Source organism: Variovorax sp. R-27 (genome assembly GCF_049913215.1).
In the GTDB taxonomy this organism is placed as follows: Bacteria; Pseudomonadota; Gammaproteobacteria; order Burkholderiales; family Burkholderiaceae_C; genus Variovorax.
In genome coordinates this window covers 594,524-610,565 of record NZ_CP183984.1, presented here as the reverse complement: position 1 = coordinate 610,565, position 16,042 = coordinate 594,524, and the positions used below count along the sequence as shown (strand labels likewise).

Genomic DNA, 16,042 nt, shown 5'->3' with positions numbered 1-16,042 from the left:
CTATTTTGCCGTTGCTTGTGGTCGGCGCAAGCCGCCACAAGCCGCCCCCGGCAATCATTCGTAGATTTCGGCGTCCGGATCGGTCGCTTCCATCTCGTAGCTGGCGGCCACCATGGCCAGCCGGCCGACCACGCCATACATGTAGAAGCGGTTGGGCGCGCTGGCGCCAGGCTTGGCGCCGGGCTGTGGCAAGTGCGCACTTTCAGAAAAAGCCAGCGGCACGAAGCTCGCGCCCGGCAGCTTGAGGTTTTCGTCGGCGGCGCGCTCGGCATGCACGCGGTAAAAACCGCCGACAACGTAGCGATCCATCATGTAGACCACCGGCTCGGCCACGCCGTTGTGCACGCGCTCGTTGGTGAGCACGCCTTCCTGGACGATCAGCTCGGTGGGTTCGCGCAGCTCGCGGCCGGCGCCGGTCTTGCCGGCCGGGGCGCTGCTGGCGGTGCCGCGCGGCTTGCCGATCAGCGCCTCGACGTCCTTGGCATCGCGCACCGTCACCACGCCCGGGCTGCCGCTGCCGCTGTGGCCGCCCTTGACCACCACGAACGGCTTCTCGTTGATGCCGTATTCCTTGTACTTGCGGCGCACCTTGATCAGCACCGCATCCACATGGCTGGTCAGCACGTCGATGCCGCGGCCCTCGGCCACATCCACGCCTTCGGCGCGTGCATAGATCGGGTTGATGAGCCACGGGTCGATGCCCAGCAGCTTGCCGAGGCGCTTGGACAGTTCCTCGTAGCTGTGCAGATGGTTGCTCTTGCGGCGCACCGACCAGCCTGCGTGCAGCGGCGGCAGCAGATACTGCTCATGCAAATCTTCGAGGATGCCGGGCGTTCCTGCAGAAAGCTCGTTGTTGAGCAAAATTGTGCAGGGATCGAAGTTCTTCAGCCCCAGTCGGCGCTTGCTGCGCACCACCGGCTCGAGCGTCACGGTTTCGCCGTTCGGCAGTTCGATCTTCTTGGGCGACTTGATGGCCGGATCGATCGACCCAATGCGCACGTTGAGCCCCGCCATGTGGAAGATGCGCACCAGTTGCGCGACGTTGGCGAGATAAAAGGTATTTTTGGAGTGATTTTCCGGAATGACGAGCAGGTTGCGCGCTTCCGGACAGATCTTCTCGATGGCCGCCTGAGCAGCCTGCACCGCCAGCGGCAGCATCTCCTTGGTGAGATTGTTCCAGCCGCCCGGAAAGAGGTTGGTGTCGACCGGGGCCAGCTTGAAGCCGGCGTTGCGGATGTCGACGGCGCTGTAGAACGGCGGCGTGTGCTCCATCCACTCGAGCCGGAACCAGCGCTCGATGGCGGGCATCGAGTCGAGCACCCGCTGCTCCAGTTCGTTGATCGGGCCGGTCAGGGCGGTGACGAGATGCGGAACCATGCGGCGGCCTTGTTGGTTTTGTGCTTAAAGGTGGAGCGGAATTGTAGGATTTGGGGATGGCCGCCCCAATGACAAGACCGCACGCGGGCGCATCGGATCAGGTCCGGACTTCGCCCTGCCCCAGCACCACGTACTTGAGCGAGGTCAGTCCTTCGATACCCACCGGACCGCGGGCGTGGAACTTGTCGGTGCTGATGCCGATTTCGGCGCCCAGCCCGAACTCGAAGCCATCCGCGAAGCGTGTGCTCGCATTGACCATCACGCTGGCCGAATCGATCTCGCGCAGGAAGCGCTGTGCGTGGACATGGTCGCGCGTGACGATGGCGTCGGTGTGGTGGCTCGAATAGCGGTTGATGTGCGCGATGGCCTCGTCCACGCCGGCCACCACCTTGATGCTGATGACGGCGGCCAGGTATTCCTCGGACCAGTCGGACTCGACCGCATCGACCACCCGGGCCTTCGGATCGAGCGCCTCGTCGGCGCGCAGGATGGCGGCGGCCACCGGGTCGCAGCGCATTTCCACACCCTTGGCCGCGAAGATGGCGGCGATCTCGGGCAGGAAGTCGTCGGCCACCGACGCCGACACCAGCAGGCCTTCGGCGGCGTTGCAGGGGCTGTACTTCTGGGTCTTGGCGTTGTCGACGATGCGCAGCGCCATGTCGAACTCGGCCGTGTCGTCCACGTAGACGTGGCAGTTGCCGTCCAGGTGCTTGATGACCGGCACCTTGGCGTCGCGGCTGATGCGCTCGATCAGCCCCTTGCCGCCGCGCGGAATGATCACGTCGACGAACTCGGGCATGGCGATGAGCTGGCCGACGGCCTCGCGGTCGGTGGTCTGCACCAGCTGCACCGCTTCGACCGGCAGGCCGGCTTCGGCCAGCGCCTCGGACACCAGCAGCGCCAGCGCCTTGTTCGACTCGATGGCTTCCGAGCCGCCGCGCAGGATGGCCGCGTTGCCGCTCTTGATGGCAAGGCTCGCAGCCTCGATGGTCACGTTGGGCCGGCTCTCGTAGATCATGCCGAAGACACCGATCGGCACGCGCATCTGGCCCACGCGGATGCCGCTGGGCTGCTGCTTCATGCCGATGATTTCGCCGATCACGTCGGCCATGCCGGCGAGCTGCTCGCAGCCGATGGCCACGGTCTCGATGACCTTGGGCGTGAGCTTGAGACGATCGACCATCGGCGCCGAGAGGCCAGCGGCGGTGGCGCGTTCCAGGTCCTTCTGATTGGCGACCGCCAGCACCGGGCCGGCTTCGCGCAGGCGTCGGGCCAGCGCCTTCAATGCTATGTTTTTGGTAGCTGCATCCGCACGGGCCATGAGGAATGCAGCGGCTTTGGCTTGCAGACCCAGGGTCTGCATGTGCTCGCTGACGTTGAACGCATTCATGTGTTCATTTTCCCACGCCGACCTGTGACCCGGCTTACACGGGCCTTTTGATGGCTCAAGCCATCGCGCCCAAGCGGATCAGGCGCGCCGAGGAGCGGTCGCCGCGCTGCTGCAGGCGCGGCACAGCATCAGCGCCAGCCGCTGCAGGGCCTGCCAGCCGCTGGCGGGCCAGTCGGGCTGCTTCAGCCCCTTCACGATGCCGTCCACCACATGCGCCGCGCGCAGCAGCCGGGTCAGCATGCGGTCGTCCAGCCGCGGCAGCACGCGCTCGAAGGCGCGCTCGCGCGGGCCCCAGATGCGGTTCTCGCGCAGCGCCATCGGCAGCGGGCGTCCCGAGGCCATGGCGTCCTTCACACGCTTGAGCGCGCGGATGTCCTCGGCAATCGTGTAGTGCACCAGCACCTCGGCCTCGCCCTCGGCCTGCAGGCCATCGAGCATGCGCGCCACGCGCTGCGGATTGCCGGCCAGCACGGCTTCGGACAGCTTGAACACGTCGTAGCGCGCCACGTTGTTGACCGCACCTTCGACCTGCTCCCAGCTCAGCTCGCCGGCCGGATGCAGCAGCGCGAGCTTCTGGATTTCCTGGTGCGCGGCGAGCAGGTTGCCCTCCACGCGATCGGCAAAGAACTGCAGCGTGCGCTGGCCTTCGTCGCCGGGCATCACGCGCTGGCCCTGCTGGCCCAGGCGCTGCGCGATCCATTGTGGCAGCGCGCCGCGCTCGATCGGGTCGACCTGGATGCTCGCGCCGTTGTTCTCCAGCGCCGAGAACCAGGCGCCGGTGCGCGTGGCCTTGTCCAGCCGCGGCAGCATCACCAGCGTGAGCGTGCTGTCGTTACCGGGCGCGGACTCGGCCATCTGCTGAAGGGCCGCGCTGCCGTCCTTGCCGGGCTTGCCCGAGGGGACGCGGATCTCGACGATCTGCTTGTCTGCGAACAGCGAGAGCGAGCCCCCGGCCGCGAGCACCGCGCTCCAGTCGAAGTGCGCGCCGGCCACGGTGTAAGAGCTGCGCTCGGTGTAACCCTGCGCGCGCGCGGCGGTGCGGATGGCGTCGGCCGCTTCCTGCGCGAGCAGCGGCTCGTCGCCGTGGATCGTGTAGAGCGGCTTCAGGCCCTTCTGCAGGTGGGCTCCGAGCTGGGCGCTGGCAAGTTGCATGGAAATGGAATGGCCGGAGCGCGCAGGCTCAGAGTTCCTTGACGGCCGCCAGGCGGCGCATCAGCTGCTGCGCGATGTCCGACTGCATGTCGCGGAACAGCAGGTCGGCTTCGCCTTCCTTGGCCAGCGCGTTGGTTTCGTTGAAGCTCAGGTCGCGCGTCTGCGAGACGTCGGTGGCCGGCAGCAGGTCTTTACCGCCCGGCGTGCGCAGGCGGAAGCGCACCTTCAACTGAAGCTGCAGCTCGCGCACCAGGCCGGCCGAGTTGGTCGAGATCACGATGCGGTTGCGGTCCTCGCTCAGGATCTCCAGCACCACGTCGGCGGCCGGCGCCGGAGACGAACCACCGGCGGTGGACGTGTCGGGCGTCACCACCGTCACGGTGCCGGTCGCCCGCAGCTCGCGCCGGATCTGGTTGATCATGGCCGAGTTGCCCGACACCTGCAGCGTCTTGAACGCGAAGACAGGCGCCTTGCGCAGCTCGAAGCCGCAACCGGCCAGGCCGAGCGAAGCGCCCGCCGCCGTCAATCCGAGAAGAAAGCCGCGGCGCGGCAGCGAGACATTGCGAGTGTTCATGCTTGAGTCGTTCAAAGGACCACGTTGACCAGACGGCCGGGAACCACGATCACGCGCTTGGGCGGCGCGCCTTCGGCGAAGTTGACGAAATCGTCGCAGGCAAGCGCGAGCTTCTCGATCTCGTCCTTCGATGCGCCGGCCGGCACGCTGAGCTTGCCGCGCAGCTTGCCGTTGACCTGCAGCATGAGTTCGATCTCGTCCTGCACCAGCGCACCGACGTCGACCGCGGGCCAGGGCGCGTCGAGCAGGCCGCCCAGGTCCTTGTCGTAGCCGAGTTCGTTCCACAGCTGCTGGGCGATGTGCGGCGTGGCCGGGTAGAGGCAGCGCAGCAGGATGCCGAAGCCCTCGCGCATCGCGGCCGCGTCGCCCGCGCTGCCGTCGGGCTTGAAGCCTTCCAGCGCGTTGAGCAGCTTCATCGCGCCCGACACCACCGTGTTGTATTGCATGCGCTGGTAGTCGTAGTCGATCTGGCGCAGCACGGTGTGCACCTCGCGGCGCAGCGCCTGGGCATTCTTGCCGAAGGTCTGGCCGCTGACAGCCACCGGCGCCACGTCCGCCTGCGCCACGCCGAAATTCCACACCCGGCGCAGGAAGCGGTAGCTGCCTTCGACGGCCGCGTCGTTCCACTCGAGCGTGGCTTCGGGCGGCGCGGTGAACATCGTGTACAGGCGCGCGGTGTCGGCGCCGTATTTCTCGATCAGGTCCTGCGGGTCGACGCCGTTGCGTTCGCTCTTGCCCATCTTGCCGACGCCGCCGTACTCGACCTTCGTGCCGTCGGCGGTGGTGCCGCCGGTGATGCGGCCCTGCGCATCGAGCACCGTCGCGACTTCGCTGGGCGGGAAGTAGTCCTTGCCGCCCTTTTCGTTGCGCTTGTAGAAGATGTGGTTGAGCACCATGCCCTGGGTGAGCAGCTTGCTGAAGGGCTCGTCGGCCTTCACGAGGCCAAGGTCGCGCATCACCTTGGTCCAGAAGCGCGCGTACAGCAGGTGAAGAATCGCGTGCTCGATGCCGCCGATGTACTGGTCCATCGGCATCCAGTAGTCGGCGCCGCCGGCCACCATCGCCTCTTCGTTCTTCGGGTCGCAGTAGCGCATGAAGTACCACGACGAATCGACGAAGGTGTCCATCGTGTCGGTCTCGCGCCGCGCGGGCTTGCCGCAGACGGGGCAGACCACGCCGGCGTGGAAGCCTTCGTGCTTGTGCAGCGGGTTGCCCGAGCCGTCCGGCACGCAGTCGGTGGGCAGCACCACGGGCAGGTCTTTCTCGGGCACCGGCACTGCGCCGTGTTCGTCGCAATGGATGATCGGGATCGGCGTGCCCCAGTAGCGCTGGCGGCTCACGCCCCAGTCGCGCAGGCGCCAGGTGGTCTGCAGCTCGCCCAGGTCCTTCTGGCCCAGCGCATGCGCCACGGCGGCCACGGCCTCCTTGTACGACATGCCGCTGAAGTTGTCGGAATTGATGGTCACGCCGCGCTGCTTGTCGGCGTACCAATCCTGCCACTTGTGATAGTCGAAGTGCGGCTCGTCGTCGACCAGCACCACCTGGATGATCTCGATGCCGTACTTGTTGGCGAAGGCGAAGTCACGCTCGTCGTGCGCGGGCACGCCCATCACGGCGCCGTCGCCGTAGCCGATCAGCACGTAATTGCCGACCCACACGGGCACCTGCTCCTCGGTGATCGGGTGCTTGACGGTCAGGCCGGTGGGCACGCCCTTCTTCTCTTGCGTGGCGAGTTCGGCCTCGGTGGTGCCGCCGCTCTTGCACTCCTCGATGAAGGCCGCGACCTTGGGGTCGAGCGTGGCGGCATGCGCGGCCAGCGGATGCTCGGGCGCCACGGCGCAGAAGGTCACGCCCATGATGGTGTCGGCGCGCGTGGTGAACACGTACATGCGGCCGTCCTGGATCAGCTTGCCGCTCGCGTCCTTGATGTCATGCGTGAAGGCGAAGCGCAGGCCCTCGCTCTTGCCGATCCAGTTTTCCTGCATCAGCTTGACGCGCTCGGGCCAGCCCGGCAGCTTGTGCTGGGTGTGTTCGAGCAGTTCCTCGGCGTAGTCGCTGATCTTCAGGTAGTAGCCCGGGATCTCGCGGCGCTCGACCGTGGCGCCGGTGCGCCAGCCCTTGCCGTCGATCACCTGCTCGTTGGCCAGCACGGTCTGGTCGACCGGGTCCCAGTTGACGACCTGGGTCTTGCGGTAGGCAATGCCCTTTTCGAGCATCTTCAGGAACAGCCACTGGTTCCACTTGTAGTAGCTGGGATCGCAGGTGGCGATCTCGCGGCTCCAGTCGATGGCCAGGCCCATGGCCTGGAGCTGGCCCTTCATGTAGGCGATGTTCTCGTAGGTCCACTTGGCCGGCGGCACGCCGTTCTTCAGCGCTGCGTTCTCGGCCGGCAGGCCGAAGGCGTCCCAGCCCATGGGCATCAGCACGTTGTAGCCGCTCATGCGCAGGTGGCGCGTGAGCATGTCGTTGATCGTGTAGTTGCGCACATGGCCCATGTGCAGCTTGCCGCTGGGGTACGGCAGCATCGAGCAGGCGTAGTACTTCTTGCGGCTCGTGTCCTCGGTGACGCGGTAGGCATCGGCGGCGCTCCATTGCGCCTGGGCAGCGGACTCGACGTCGCTGGGTTTGTAGCTGGGATTCATGGCGGTTCGGCAAGAGCCCGGCTCGGAGCGGCCGGGAACGCGGGATTATCGCGCCCGGGCGAAAGCCCCGGCCGGCAGACTCTAGACTCGGGGCACGTAACCTGCGTGTTGCGCGGGTAACGCCTGCCGTCCGGCAGGTTTTTCGCACCGCCTGGAACACCATGAAACTGCGCCTGAAACACCTCGCCCTGGGCCTAGCGGCCGCCGTCGGCCTCGCCGCCACGCCCCTGTGGGCCCAGCAGAACGACAAGCCCCTGCGCATCGTCGTGCCCTTCGCCACCGGCGGCGCGCAGGACGTGATTGCGCGCTACCTGGGCGCCAAGCTCACCGACAAGCTCGGCCAGCCCGTCATCATCGACAACAAGGCCGGCGCTGGCGGCATCGTGGCCGCCGACGCGGTGGCCAAGGCAACCGACGGGGCCACGGTGCTGCTGGCCACCGGCGGCGCGATCACGATCGCCCCCCACCTGCAGCCCAAGCTCCCCTACGACCCGGTGCACGAGCTGGTGCCGGTGGCCCTGGTGGCCGACACGCCGATGACGCTGTCCGTGCGCACCGAGAGCCCCTACAAGACGGTGGCCGACGTGCTGCGCGATGCCAAGGCCAAGCCGGGCCAGGTGACCTATGCCTCGACCGGCAACGGCACCGTCTCGCACCTGACCGGGGCGCTGCTGGCGCAGGCGAGCGGCACGAACCTGCTGCACGTGCCCTACCGGGGCGCCGCACCCGCCATGACGGACCTGCTGGGCGGGCAGGTGGCCGCCATCGTCACCAGCGTGGCCTCGATCGAACCCATGGTCGCCAGCGGCAAGGCGCGCGTGCTCGGCACCTTCTCCCGGGTTTCCCTTCCCAGCATGGGTTCGGCCCCCACCATCGGCGAGGCCACGGGCCTGCCTGGAATGGAAGTGCCGGTCTGGGTCGGCGTGATGGCGCCGGCGCGCATGCCGGCGGCGAGCGTCGAGAAGCTGTCGGCGGCGCTGCTCGAGGTGTGCAACCTGCCGGAGACGAAGCAGCGCTTCGCCCAGTTGGGCGCGGTGAACACCTGTGGCGGCCCGGCTGCCTTGGGCAAGGTCGTGACGGAAGACAGCCAGCGCTGGGCGAAGGTGATCAAGCAGGGCGGGATCAAGGTTGACTGAGTTTTCGGGCAAGAAGTACCGCGTCGGCATCGCGGGCACCGGGGCAATCGCGCTGGCCAGCGCGGCTTGGCTGCGACAGGCGGGCCACGGCGTCACCATGTGGTCGCCAGGCGGCCAGGGAGCAGAAGCCTTGCGCACGCAGGCACTGGAGGCCAGCGGCATCCAGTCGTTTTCAGTGACCGTCGAGGTTGCCGACGACGCGGCCGGGCTGTGCGCGGCCTCCGACGTACTGCTGCTGGCCCTGCCGGTCAACGGCCACAAGCGCGTGATGGACGCTCTGCTCCCCTGCCTGCGCGACGGCCAGACCGTGATCGTCAGCTCGATGGCCTCGCTGTCGTCGCTCTATCTCCATGAAGCAGCCCGCCGCGCCGGCCGGCAGATCACTGTCGCCAGCTTCGGCACGACCGTTCTGACCGCGCGCCGCGAATCGGGCACGCAGGTCAGGGTGATGACGCGACGCAAGGCCGTCGGCGTCTCCGCCCTGCCCGCCTCCGAGACGGCCCAGGCCGTCGCGCTGTGCACCGCCCTCTTCGGCGACGGCTTCTCCGCGCAGGACAGCGCCCTCGCCAGCGCCCTGGCCAACGTCAATCCGCAGTCGCACGGCCCGCTCGCGGTCTTCAACTGGACCCGCATCGAGCGCGCCGAGAACTGGCCGCAGTACCAGTGCATGACGCCCGGCGTGTCGCGCGCGATCGAGGCACTTGACCAGGAACGCCGCGCCGTGGCGGCAGCCTTCGGCATCGAGCTCGGCCCCATCGAGGCGCATTTCGCGCGCTCCTTCGGCACCACGTCTGAAAAGCTCGCAGACATCGCCGCCGAGCTGCACGCCAAACGCGGCGGCCCGCCCGGCCCCACGCAGGTCGACACCCGCTACGTGACCGAAGACATGCCCTACGGCCTGGCGTTCGTCGAGGCGCTGGGCGCCATCGCCGGCGTGCCGACGCCCGCGACCCGCACCATCGTGGATGCAGCCTCGCTGGTCAACGGCGTCGACTTCCGCCGCGAAAACGACCTGCTCGAACCGCTGAGCCTGGCGAACGAAACTGTCGCCGGGCTGCTCGCGCGCCTATGAACCGTCTGCTTCGGGGAACACCGGCTCCCCGAGGTTGAGCATCAGCCGGTTGGCCCAGGCGAAGATGGCAACCGAATGGATCAGGTCGAGTATTTCCAGCTCGGTCAGCCCGACCTCCTTCAACCCGCGCACGTCGTCGGCCGAGACCTTGTCGGGCTCCGCGCCAAGACGGATCGAAAACTCGACGATGGCCTTCTCGCGCGCCGTGGTGCCGGCGCCCGCCGGCTCCTCGAACACCTGCGAGATCACGTCGTTGCGCTTGGCCAGCTGCTCGAAGCGCTGCGCATGCACCGAGGCGCAGTACACGCAACCATTGACGCGCGACTCCACCGTGGCACCCAGCTCGCGCTCGGCGCGCGGCATGCCGCCCGGCGCGAACATGATCGCGTTGAAGGCAATCGAGCGCTGCAGCAGTATCTCGGGCTGATGCGCCAGCACCAGAAAGTACGGCGACGTGCGCGCCTGCGGGCTCATCTCGTCCAGCGCCGCCAGTTGCGCCGGCGTGGCGGTGTCGACGTTCACCGTGTCGAGCCACGGCTTCCACTTCAGCACCTCGTTGGTGAAGCCCTTGATGCGGATCGGGGCCATCATGCCGCCACCTCCACCGCTGCCAGTGCCTTCAGGCCCGCGGCAACGCGGATCTGGTACGACAGGAAGGCGATCAGCTGGCTCATCGCCACGATGGCGGGCGTCGAAAGGCCGCTGTCGACCAGCGATTGCACAGCCGCCTTGTCGCCCTCGATGGGGCGTTCGATCAGCTTGCCGGTGAAGGCCAGCACGGCCTGCAGGCGCGCATCGGCCACGGGCTTGCCGGCGTCCACCGCCGCCGTCAGGGCGCTGTCCGCGCCTTCGGCCGCCAGCCGGTCGCGGTAGTGCGCGGCAAGGCTGTCCGCCTTCGACACGCGGCAGGCATGCAGCGCCACCAGCAGCCGCTCGCTCACTGACAGGCCTTCGACGGCCGGGGAAAACATCGCGTCGTAGCTGCCTTGCGTCGCGGCGACGACCTTGTCGCGCTGGCGCCGCAGCGCCCAGGTGGGGTGGTCTGGCGCCAGCGGGACGGCGGCATCGATCACATCGGAAGTGGGAGTGCTGGTTGTCATGGTTCAGTTTCTTTCCTGAGGCGGCAGCGCGGGCGTCCATTCGTCGCCGAAGAGTTCCGGCTCGGCGTAGGCCTCGAGGTTGGCGTAGTGGTGGTCGAAGTCTTCGCGGTAGAACAGGCTGGCGATGCCGCTCGCCAGCCGCTTGGCGCCGTCGCTGATGGCCGGGATGTCGCCCGACACCGTGCCGTGCGACAGCGCCGCCGGGTAGCAGAAGCAGTGGATGCGCCCAAGCCCCGGGCATTCGCCCGGCACGCGCTCCTGGAATTCGAAGACCGGCCCGAGGTCGGGCGAGTCGGCCAGTTCCTGGTCTTCGTCGCCGGGGGCGGGTACGAAGCGGTCTTTCCAGGTGCGCACCTGGGCGGCGATGCCGTCGAACTCGGGGCGGTTGGGCCAGTCGACCTTGAAGCCGGTCGAGACGATGAGGAAGTCGAATTCGAAGTCGCCCTTCGGCGTCGACACGCGCATCGAATCGCCCTTCGGCTCAATGGCCAGGATCGGGCAGCCAAAGTTGAAGAAGGCATTGGCGTGCCCCGACACCCGCAGCGTGCTGCCATGCGGCGGCGGCACGTTCGCCACGTTGATGTAGTGGCGGATGCGCCACTTGAGCTCGTCGGGCAGGTCGTAGTGGCCCTGCGTGAGCCCCGGCACGCCCGCGCCCTTGCCCTTGTTGACTCGCGGCAGGTCGGGCCGGCGGATCAGCAGCTCGACGCTGTGCGCACCGGCCTCCAGCGCGGTGCCTGCGCTGTCCATGGCCGAAGAGCCCGCGCCGACCACGCCCACGCGCAGGCCCTTGAGCCGGCCGTAGTCCATTTCGTCGGAAGAATGCGCCCACTTCGAGCGCGGCAACGCGTTGACGAAAGCGGGAATGGCCGGCCCGCCCAGGCCGTCTCGCCCGGTGGCGAGGACGACCCGGCGCGCCAGCACGCTGCGTTCGCCTTGCGGCGTGCGCAGGTCGAGGCGCACGCCGGTGGCATCGGTCAGCGGATGAATGCCGGTCACGGCCGTGTCGTTGCGCACGTCCACGCCCATCACGCGGCGGTACCAGACCAGATAGTCCATCCACTGCAGGCGCGGGATCTTGTCCATCGCCGTCCAGGCCTCCAGCCCGAACTGGGCCTCGAACCACGCACGGAAGGTGAGCGACGGCAGGCCCAGCGCGGGACCGGTGAGCTCCTTGGGCGAGCGCAGCGTCTCCATGCGCGCCGTGGTCGCCCAGGGGCCTTCGCTGCCCGCGGGCGAGCGGTCGAACACCACCGCGCGAATGCCCAATTGCGCCAGCGCGACCGAGGCAGCCAGGCCGGCCTGCCCGCCGCCGATGACGGCCACGTCGAGCATCGGTTCACCGCCGACTTGCCGCGCGGGCATCCAGTTGCGCCCGGGCCAGCCGAGGTATTCGAGGTCCTGGGCAAGCCGCGCTTCGAGCGCGGCGAGGGAAGAAGAGGCGGAATCTGATGTCGTCATTTTGAAAAGCGGGAGCGGCGCCCAGTGTAGAAAGCTTCACGGGTCTTCGCGCCATGCACCACCGCCCCGCACCTGCGTATCACTGGCCCGAATTTCGCATGCCACAATGATTTCAGACCACAGGGACCGGCATGGGCAGCAATACCGACAGCAGCGAATGGTGGCGCGGTGCGGTGATCTACCAGATCTACCCGCGCAGCTTCATGGACAGCGACGGCGACGGCATCGGCGACCTGCCGGGCATCACGTCCCGGCTCGAGCACGTGGCCAGCCTCGGCGTCGACGCCATCTGGGTTTCTCCTTTCTTCCGATCGCCGATGAAGGACTTCGGCTACGACGTGGCCGATTACCGCGCCGTAGACCCGATGTTCGGCACGCTGGCCGACTTCGACGCCATGCTGGCGCGGATGCACGAACTGGGCCTGAAGCTCGTCATCGACCAGGTGTTGTCGCACACGTCCGACCAGCACGCCTGGTTCGCCGAGAGCCGCTCGAGCCGCGACAACCCCAAGGCCGACTGGTACGTGTGGGCCGACCCCAAGCCCGACGGCACGCCGCCCACCAACTGGCTCTCGGTGTTCGGCGGCTCGGCCTGGCAGTGGGATTCGCGCCGGCGGCAGTACTACCTGCACAGCTTCCTGGCGGAGCAGCCCGACCTCAACTTCCATTGCCCCGAAGTGCAGGAGGCGCTGCTGGGCGAGGTGCGCTTCTGGTGCGAGCGCGGCGTGGACGGCTTTCGCTTCGACGCCTGCAACCACCAGTTTCACGACGCGCAGCTGCGCGACAACCCGCCGGCCTCGCTGGCCTCGATAGGCGAAGTCAGCACGGTGCGCGCCGACAACCCCTATGCGATGCAGCAGCATCTGTACGACAAGAGCCAGCACGAGAACCTGGCGTTCCTCGAGAGCCTGCGCCGGCTGCTCGACGGCTACGGCGCGGTGGCGCTGGGTGAGGTCGGCGACGAGAACGCGCCGCCCGTCATGGCGCAGTACACCGACCGCGGCAAGCGACTGCACCAGGCCTACAGCTTCAGCCTGCTGACGGCCGACCACAGTCCCAAGCACCTGCGCCACCAGGTCGAGGCCCTTGACGAAGCACTCGAACCCACGAACGGCTGGGGCTGCTGGGCGATGTCGAACCACGACGTGCCGCGCGTCGCCACGCGCTGGAGCGACGGCGGCGCACCCGACACGCGCCGCGACCGGCTCTGGCTGACCCTGCTGCTCGCGCTGCGCGGCAGCGCGAGCATCTACCAGGGCGAGGAACTGGGCCTGCCAGAGGCCGAAGTGCCGTTCGAACTGCTGCAAGACCCGTACGGCCGCGCCTTCTGGCCCGAGTTCAAGGGCCGCGACGGCTGCCGCACGCCGATGCCATGGACCGCCGAGGCGCCGAACGGCGGCTTCACCACCGGCGCGCCCTGGCTGCCGGTGTACGGCGCCCACCTGCCGCTGGCCGTCGAACGACAGGCCGCGGACACTAGGTCGATGCTGGCCTTCAGCCGTACGCTGCTGCACTGGCGGCGCACGCAACCGCTGCTGCGCACCGGTGGCATCCGCTTCATCGACGCACCCGAGCCACTGCTGCACTTCGAGCGGCGCGACGGAAAGCTCTCGCTGCGGGCGGTCTTCAACTTAGGGAGCGAGCCGGTATCGATGCCGTTGCCCGACGGGCTGATGCCTCTCGTCGGACAGCCGCTTGAGCACACCGCCGTCATGCAGACCGTGGATGAAAAGCGCATGCTGACGCTGGCGCCGTACGGCGTCTTCTTCGGCACACCCGCCGTTGAAGGACGAAGCTGACCACCATGCCCTTGAAGCCGCTGCCCGAGTCCGAAGTCCATGCGCTGATGCGCGCGGAGCACGGCGATCCGTTTGCCGTGCTGGGCCCGCACGAGAGACCCGAAGGCCTGGAAGTGCGCGCGCTGCTACCCGGCGCGCAGCGCGTGGCCGTGGTGCATTCGCGCACCGGCTGGCCGCTGGCCATCCTCGCGCGGCACGAAGGCTCGGACCTGTTCAGCGGGCTGGTTCCGGCGGCCGAAGCCCGCATGGGCTACTCGTTCCAGGTCGACTGGGAGGCGCACACCTCACGGCTGGAAGACCCGTATCGCTTTCCGTTCGTGCTCGGCGAAACCGATGTTTGGCTGCTGGCCGAAGGCACGCACCTGCGGCCGTGGGAGCGGCTGGGCGCGCACATCCGCGAGATGGACGGCGTGAAGGGCGTGGCCTTCGCGGTCTGGGCGCCGAATGCGCGGCGCGTGTCGGTGGTCGGCAACTTCAACAACTGGGACGGCCGGCGCCACATGATGCGGCTGCGCCGCGAGTGCGGCGTGTGGGAGATCTTCGCGCCGCACGTGACCGTCGGCGACAGCTACGAGTTCGAGATCCTGTCGGCGCAGGGCGAGGTGCTGCGCAAGGCCGACCCCTTCGCGTTCTCGTCGCAGCTGCGGCCCGACACGGCCTGCGTGGTGCAGCCCCTGCCCGCGCCGGTAAAGATGCCCGAAGGCCGTGCCGCCGCAAACGAGCGCCACGCGCCGATCAGCATCTACGAAGTGCACCTGGGCTCATGGCGCCGCAAGAACGGCCATGAATGGCTGGACTACCGCGACCTGGCCGACACGCTGGTGCCCTACGTGCGCGACCTGGGCTTCACGCACATCGAGCTGCTGCCAATCACCGAGCACCCCTTCGATGGCTCATGGGGCTACCAGCCGATCGGCCTGTACGCGCCGACCTCGCGCTTCGGCACGCCGGGCGACTTCCGGCATTTCGTCGAGGCCGCGCATGCGGCCGGGCTGGGCGTGATCCTCGACTGGGTGCCCGCGCACTTCCCGACCGATTCGCACGGCCTCGGCCGCTTCGACGGCACGGCGCTGTATGAGTACGCCGACCCGCGCGAGGGCTTCCACAACGACTGGCAGACGCTGATCTTCAACTACGCCCGCACGGAGGTGCGCAACTACCTGGTCGGCAATGCGCTGTACTGGCTGGAGCGCTACGGCGTGGACGGCCTGCGCGTGGATGCGGTGGCTTCGATGCTGTACCGCGACTACAGCCGCAAGGCCGGCGAGTGGGTGCCGAACGTGCTTGGCGGACGCGAGAACCTGGAGGCCATCGACTTCCTGCGGCGCATGAACCGCGTGGTGGGTATTGAGCGGCCTGGGGCGGTGACGCTGGCCGAGGAGTCGACGAGTTTTCCCGGCGTGACCCGTCCGCCGGAAGACGGCGGGCTGGGGTTTCACTACAAGTGGAACATGGGCTGGATGAACGACACGCTGTCGTATGCGGGCACAGACCCGGTCTATCGCAAGCACCATCACCAGCAGATCACCTTCGGGCTGATGTACGCGCACAGCGAGAACTTCGTGCTGCCGCTGTCGCATGACGAGGTGGTGCATGGCAAGGGCTCGCTGATCGGGCGCATGCCCGGGGACGAGTGGCAGAGGTTTGCTGGCCTGCGCAACCTGTACGGCTACCTTTGGGCGTATCCGGGCAAGAAGTTGTTGTTCATGGGCGGGGAGTTCGCGCAGTACGCGGAGTGGAATGCGGACCGCGGCCTCGACTGGCATCTGCTGGAGCATGCCTCTCACCAAGGAGTGCGGCGGCTGGTGCGCGACTTGAACAACGTGTATCGGCACTTTCCTGCGTTGCACGAGCTTGACCATGACGGGGCGGGGTTCGAGTGGATCGTGCATGACGATGCGGATCAGTCGGTGTTTGCGTTCGTGCGGCGGGGGCGGGATGGGGCGTTTGTTGTGGCTGTTTGCAACTTCACGCCTGTGCCTCGGCATGGGTATCGGTTGGGGGTTCCTGCTTCGGGTTCCTACCGGGAGGTCATCAATACGGATGGGGCGGTTTATGGGGGGAGTGGGGTTGGCAATGGGATTGTCGAAAGCGCTCCTGTTGCTTGGCATGGGAAGGCGGATTCGATCTCGATCAGCGTGCCTCCGTTGGCTACTGTGATGTGGGTGTTGGCTTGAAAGCTTGTGACTTGGTTTGCTTCCCGGAGCCGGGTCTCGGCCCGGCGGCCGACCTACTTTTCTTTGCTTCGCCAAAGAAAAGTAGGCAAAAGAAAGGCGACCCTGCTGTCTGCGTCCCTCCGCTTCGCTACGGGCAACCTGCGGTGCTCGACGTAGACGGGG

At 67.6% G+C, this 16,042-nt stretch carries 12 protein-coding genes; 4 read left to right on the top strand and 8 right to left on the bottom strand.

Features of this window, described 5'->3' with window-relative positions:
• Positions 1–54 precede the first annotated feature (54 nt).
• From gshA to leuS, 5 genes are all read right to left on the bottom strand, one after another.
• On the bottom strand, positions 55–1,377 hold the full coding sequence (gene gshA / locus ACN9MV_RS02810) for a glutamate--cysteine ligase (RefSeq protein ID WP_426391247.1): 1,323 nt from the start codon (positions 1,375–1,377) through the stop codon (positions 55–57).
• Positions 1,378–1,474: 97 nt separating this feature from the next.
• Positions 1,475–2,767 carry a glutamate-5-semialdehyde dehydrogenase gene (locus tag ACN9MV_RS02805; protein WP_426391246.1) on the bottom strand — a complete coding sequence of 431 codons (1,293 nt, stop codon included), beginning with the start codon at positions 2,765–2,767 and terminating at the stop codon, positions 1,475–1,477.
• Positions 2,768–2,845: 78 nt separating this feature from the next.
• Positions 2,846–3,919, bottom strand: a complete 1,074-nt coding sequence (gene holA / locus ACN9MV_RS02800; RefSeq protein ID WP_426391245.1) for a DNA polymerase III subunit delta — start codon at positions 3,917–3,919, stop codon at positions 2,846–2,848.
• Between the two features lie 28 nt (positions 3,920–3,947).
• Positions 3,948–4,493, bottom strand: a complete 546-nt coding sequence (gene lptE / locus ACN9MV_RS02795) for an LPS assembly lipoprotein LptE (RefSeq protein WP_093175220.1) — start codon at positions 4,491–4,493, stop codon at positions 3,948–3,950.
• An 11-nt stretch (positions 4,494–4,504) separates the two neighbouring features.
• Entirely contained in the window at positions 4,505–7,135 is a 2,631-nt protein-coding gene (leuS, locus tag ACN9MV_RS02790) for a leucine--tRNA ligase (protein WP_093175222.1), read from the bottom strand.
• A 161-nt stretch (positions 7,136–7,296) separates the two neighbouring features.
• On the opposite strand from leuS, the gene ACN9MV_RS02785 reads away from it, so the two are divergent.
• Both ACN9MV_RS02785 and ACN9MV_RS02780 read left to right on the top strand, forming a co-directional pair.
• Positions 7,297–8,271 carry a Bug family tripartite tricarboxylate transporter substrate binding protein gene (locus tag ACN9MV_RS02785; protein WP_426391244.1) on the top strand — a complete coding sequence of 325 codons (975 nt, stop codon included), beginning with the start codon at positions 7,297–7,299 and terminating at the stop codon, positions 8,269–8,271.
• Positions 8,264–9,343, top strand: a complete 1,080-nt coding sequence (locus ACN9MV_RS02780) for an NAD/NADP octopine/nopaline dehydrogenase family protein (protein ID WP_426391243.1) — start codon at positions 8,264–8,266, stop codon at positions 9,341–9,343. Before ACN9MV_RS02785 ends, ACN9MV_RS02780 begins: the two co-directional genes overlap by 8 nt.
• Here the strand turns inward: ACN9MV_RS02780 and ACN9MV_RS02775 are convergent.
• From ACN9MV_RS02775 to ACN9MV_RS02765, 3 genes are read right to left on the bottom strand one after another with little or no spacing between them, the layout of a single operon-like run.
• Positions 9,338–9,934 carry a peroxidase-related enzyme gene (locus ACN9MV_RS02775; RefSeq protein WP_093076960.1) on the bottom strand — a complete coding sequence of 199 codons (597 nt, stop codon included), beginning with the start codon at positions 9,932–9,934 and terminating at the stop codon, positions 9,338–9,340. The genes ACN9MV_RS02780 and ACN9MV_RS02775 overlap by 6 nt on opposite strands.
• The gene (locus ACN9MV_RS02770; RefSeq protein WP_093054008.1) at positions 9,931–10,443 is read right to left on the bottom strand and encodes a CMD domain-containing protein; all 513 of its coding nucleotides are present in this window, start codon (positions 10,441–10,443) and stop codon (positions 9,931–9,933) included. The genes ACN9MV_RS02775 and ACN9MV_RS02770 overlap by 4 nt, the downstream gene beginning before the upstream one ends.
• A gap of 3 nt (positions 10,444–10,446) precedes the next feature.
• Entirely contained in the window at positions 10,447–11,904 is a 1,458-nt protein-coding gene (locus ACN9MV_RS02765; RefSeq protein WP_426391242.1) for an NAD(P)-binding domain-containing protein, read from the bottom strand.
• Between the two features lie 131 nt (positions 11,905–12,035).
• Here ACN9MV_RS02765 and ACN9MV_RS02760 point away from each other — a divergent pair, with 131 nt between their 5' ends.
• Positions 12,036–13,703, top strand: coding sequence for an alpha-glucosidase (locus ACN9MV_RS02760; protein ID WP_426391241.1), 1,668 nt, complete (start codon positions 12,036–12,038; stop codon positions 13,701–13,703).
• 5 nt (positions 13,704–13,708) lie between these two features.
• Positions 13,709–15,880, top strand: coding sequence for a 1,4-alpha-glucan branching protein GlgB (gene glgB / locus ACN9MV_RS02755; protein ID WP_426391240.1), 2,172 nt, complete (start codon positions 13,709–13,711; stop codon positions 15,878–15,880).
• Positions 15,881–16,042: the final 162 nt, after the last annotated feature.

Excerpts from the sequence above, each read along its gene's own strand:
- gshA (WP_426391247.1), bottom strand. The coding sequence starts at position 1,377 with ATGGTTCCGCATCTCGTCACCGCCCTGACCGGCCCGATCAACGAACTG.
- ACN9MV_RS02805 (WP_426391246.1), bottom strand. The coding sequence starts at position 2,767 with ATGAATGCGTTCAACGTCAGCGAGCACATGCAGACCCTGGGTCTGCAA.
- holA (WP_426391245.1), bottom strand. The coding sequence starts at position 3,919 with ATGCAACTTGCCAGCGCCCAGCTCGGAGCCCACCTGCAGAAGGGCCTG.
- lptE (WP_093175220.1), bottom strand. The coding sequence starts at position 4,493 with ATGAACACTCGCAATGTCTCGCTGCCGCGCCGCGGCTTTCTTCTCGGA.
- leuS (WP_093175222.1), bottom strand. The coding sequence starts at position 7,135 with ATGAATCCCAGCTACAAACCCAGCGACGTCGAGTCCGCTGCCCAGGCG.
- ACN9MV_RS02785 (WP_426391244.1), top strand. The coding sequence starts at position 7,297 with ATGAAACTGCGCCTGAAACACCTCGCCCTGGGCCTAGCGGCCGCCGTC.
- ACN9MV_RS02775 (WP_093076960.1), bottom strand. The coding sequence starts at position 9,934 with ATGATGGCCCCGATCCGCATCAAGGGCTTCACCAACGAGGTGCTGAAG.
- ACN9MV_RS02770 (WP_093054008.1), bottom strand. The coding sequence starts at position 10,443 with ATGACAACCAGCACTCCCACTTCCGATGTGATCGATGCCGCCGTCCCG.
- ACN9MV_RS02765 (WP_426391242.1), bottom strand. The coding sequence starts at position 11,904 with ATGACGACATCAGATTCCGCCTCTTCTTCCCTCGCCGCGCTCGAAGCG.
- ACN9MV_RS02760 (WP_426391241.1), top strand. The coding sequence starts at position 12,036 with ATGGGCAGCAATACCGACAGCAGCGAATGGTGGCGCGGTGCGGTGATC.
- glgB (WP_426391240.1), top strand. The coding sequence starts at position 13,709 with ATGCCCTTGAAGCCGCTGCCCGAGTCCGAAGTCCATGCGCTGATGCGC.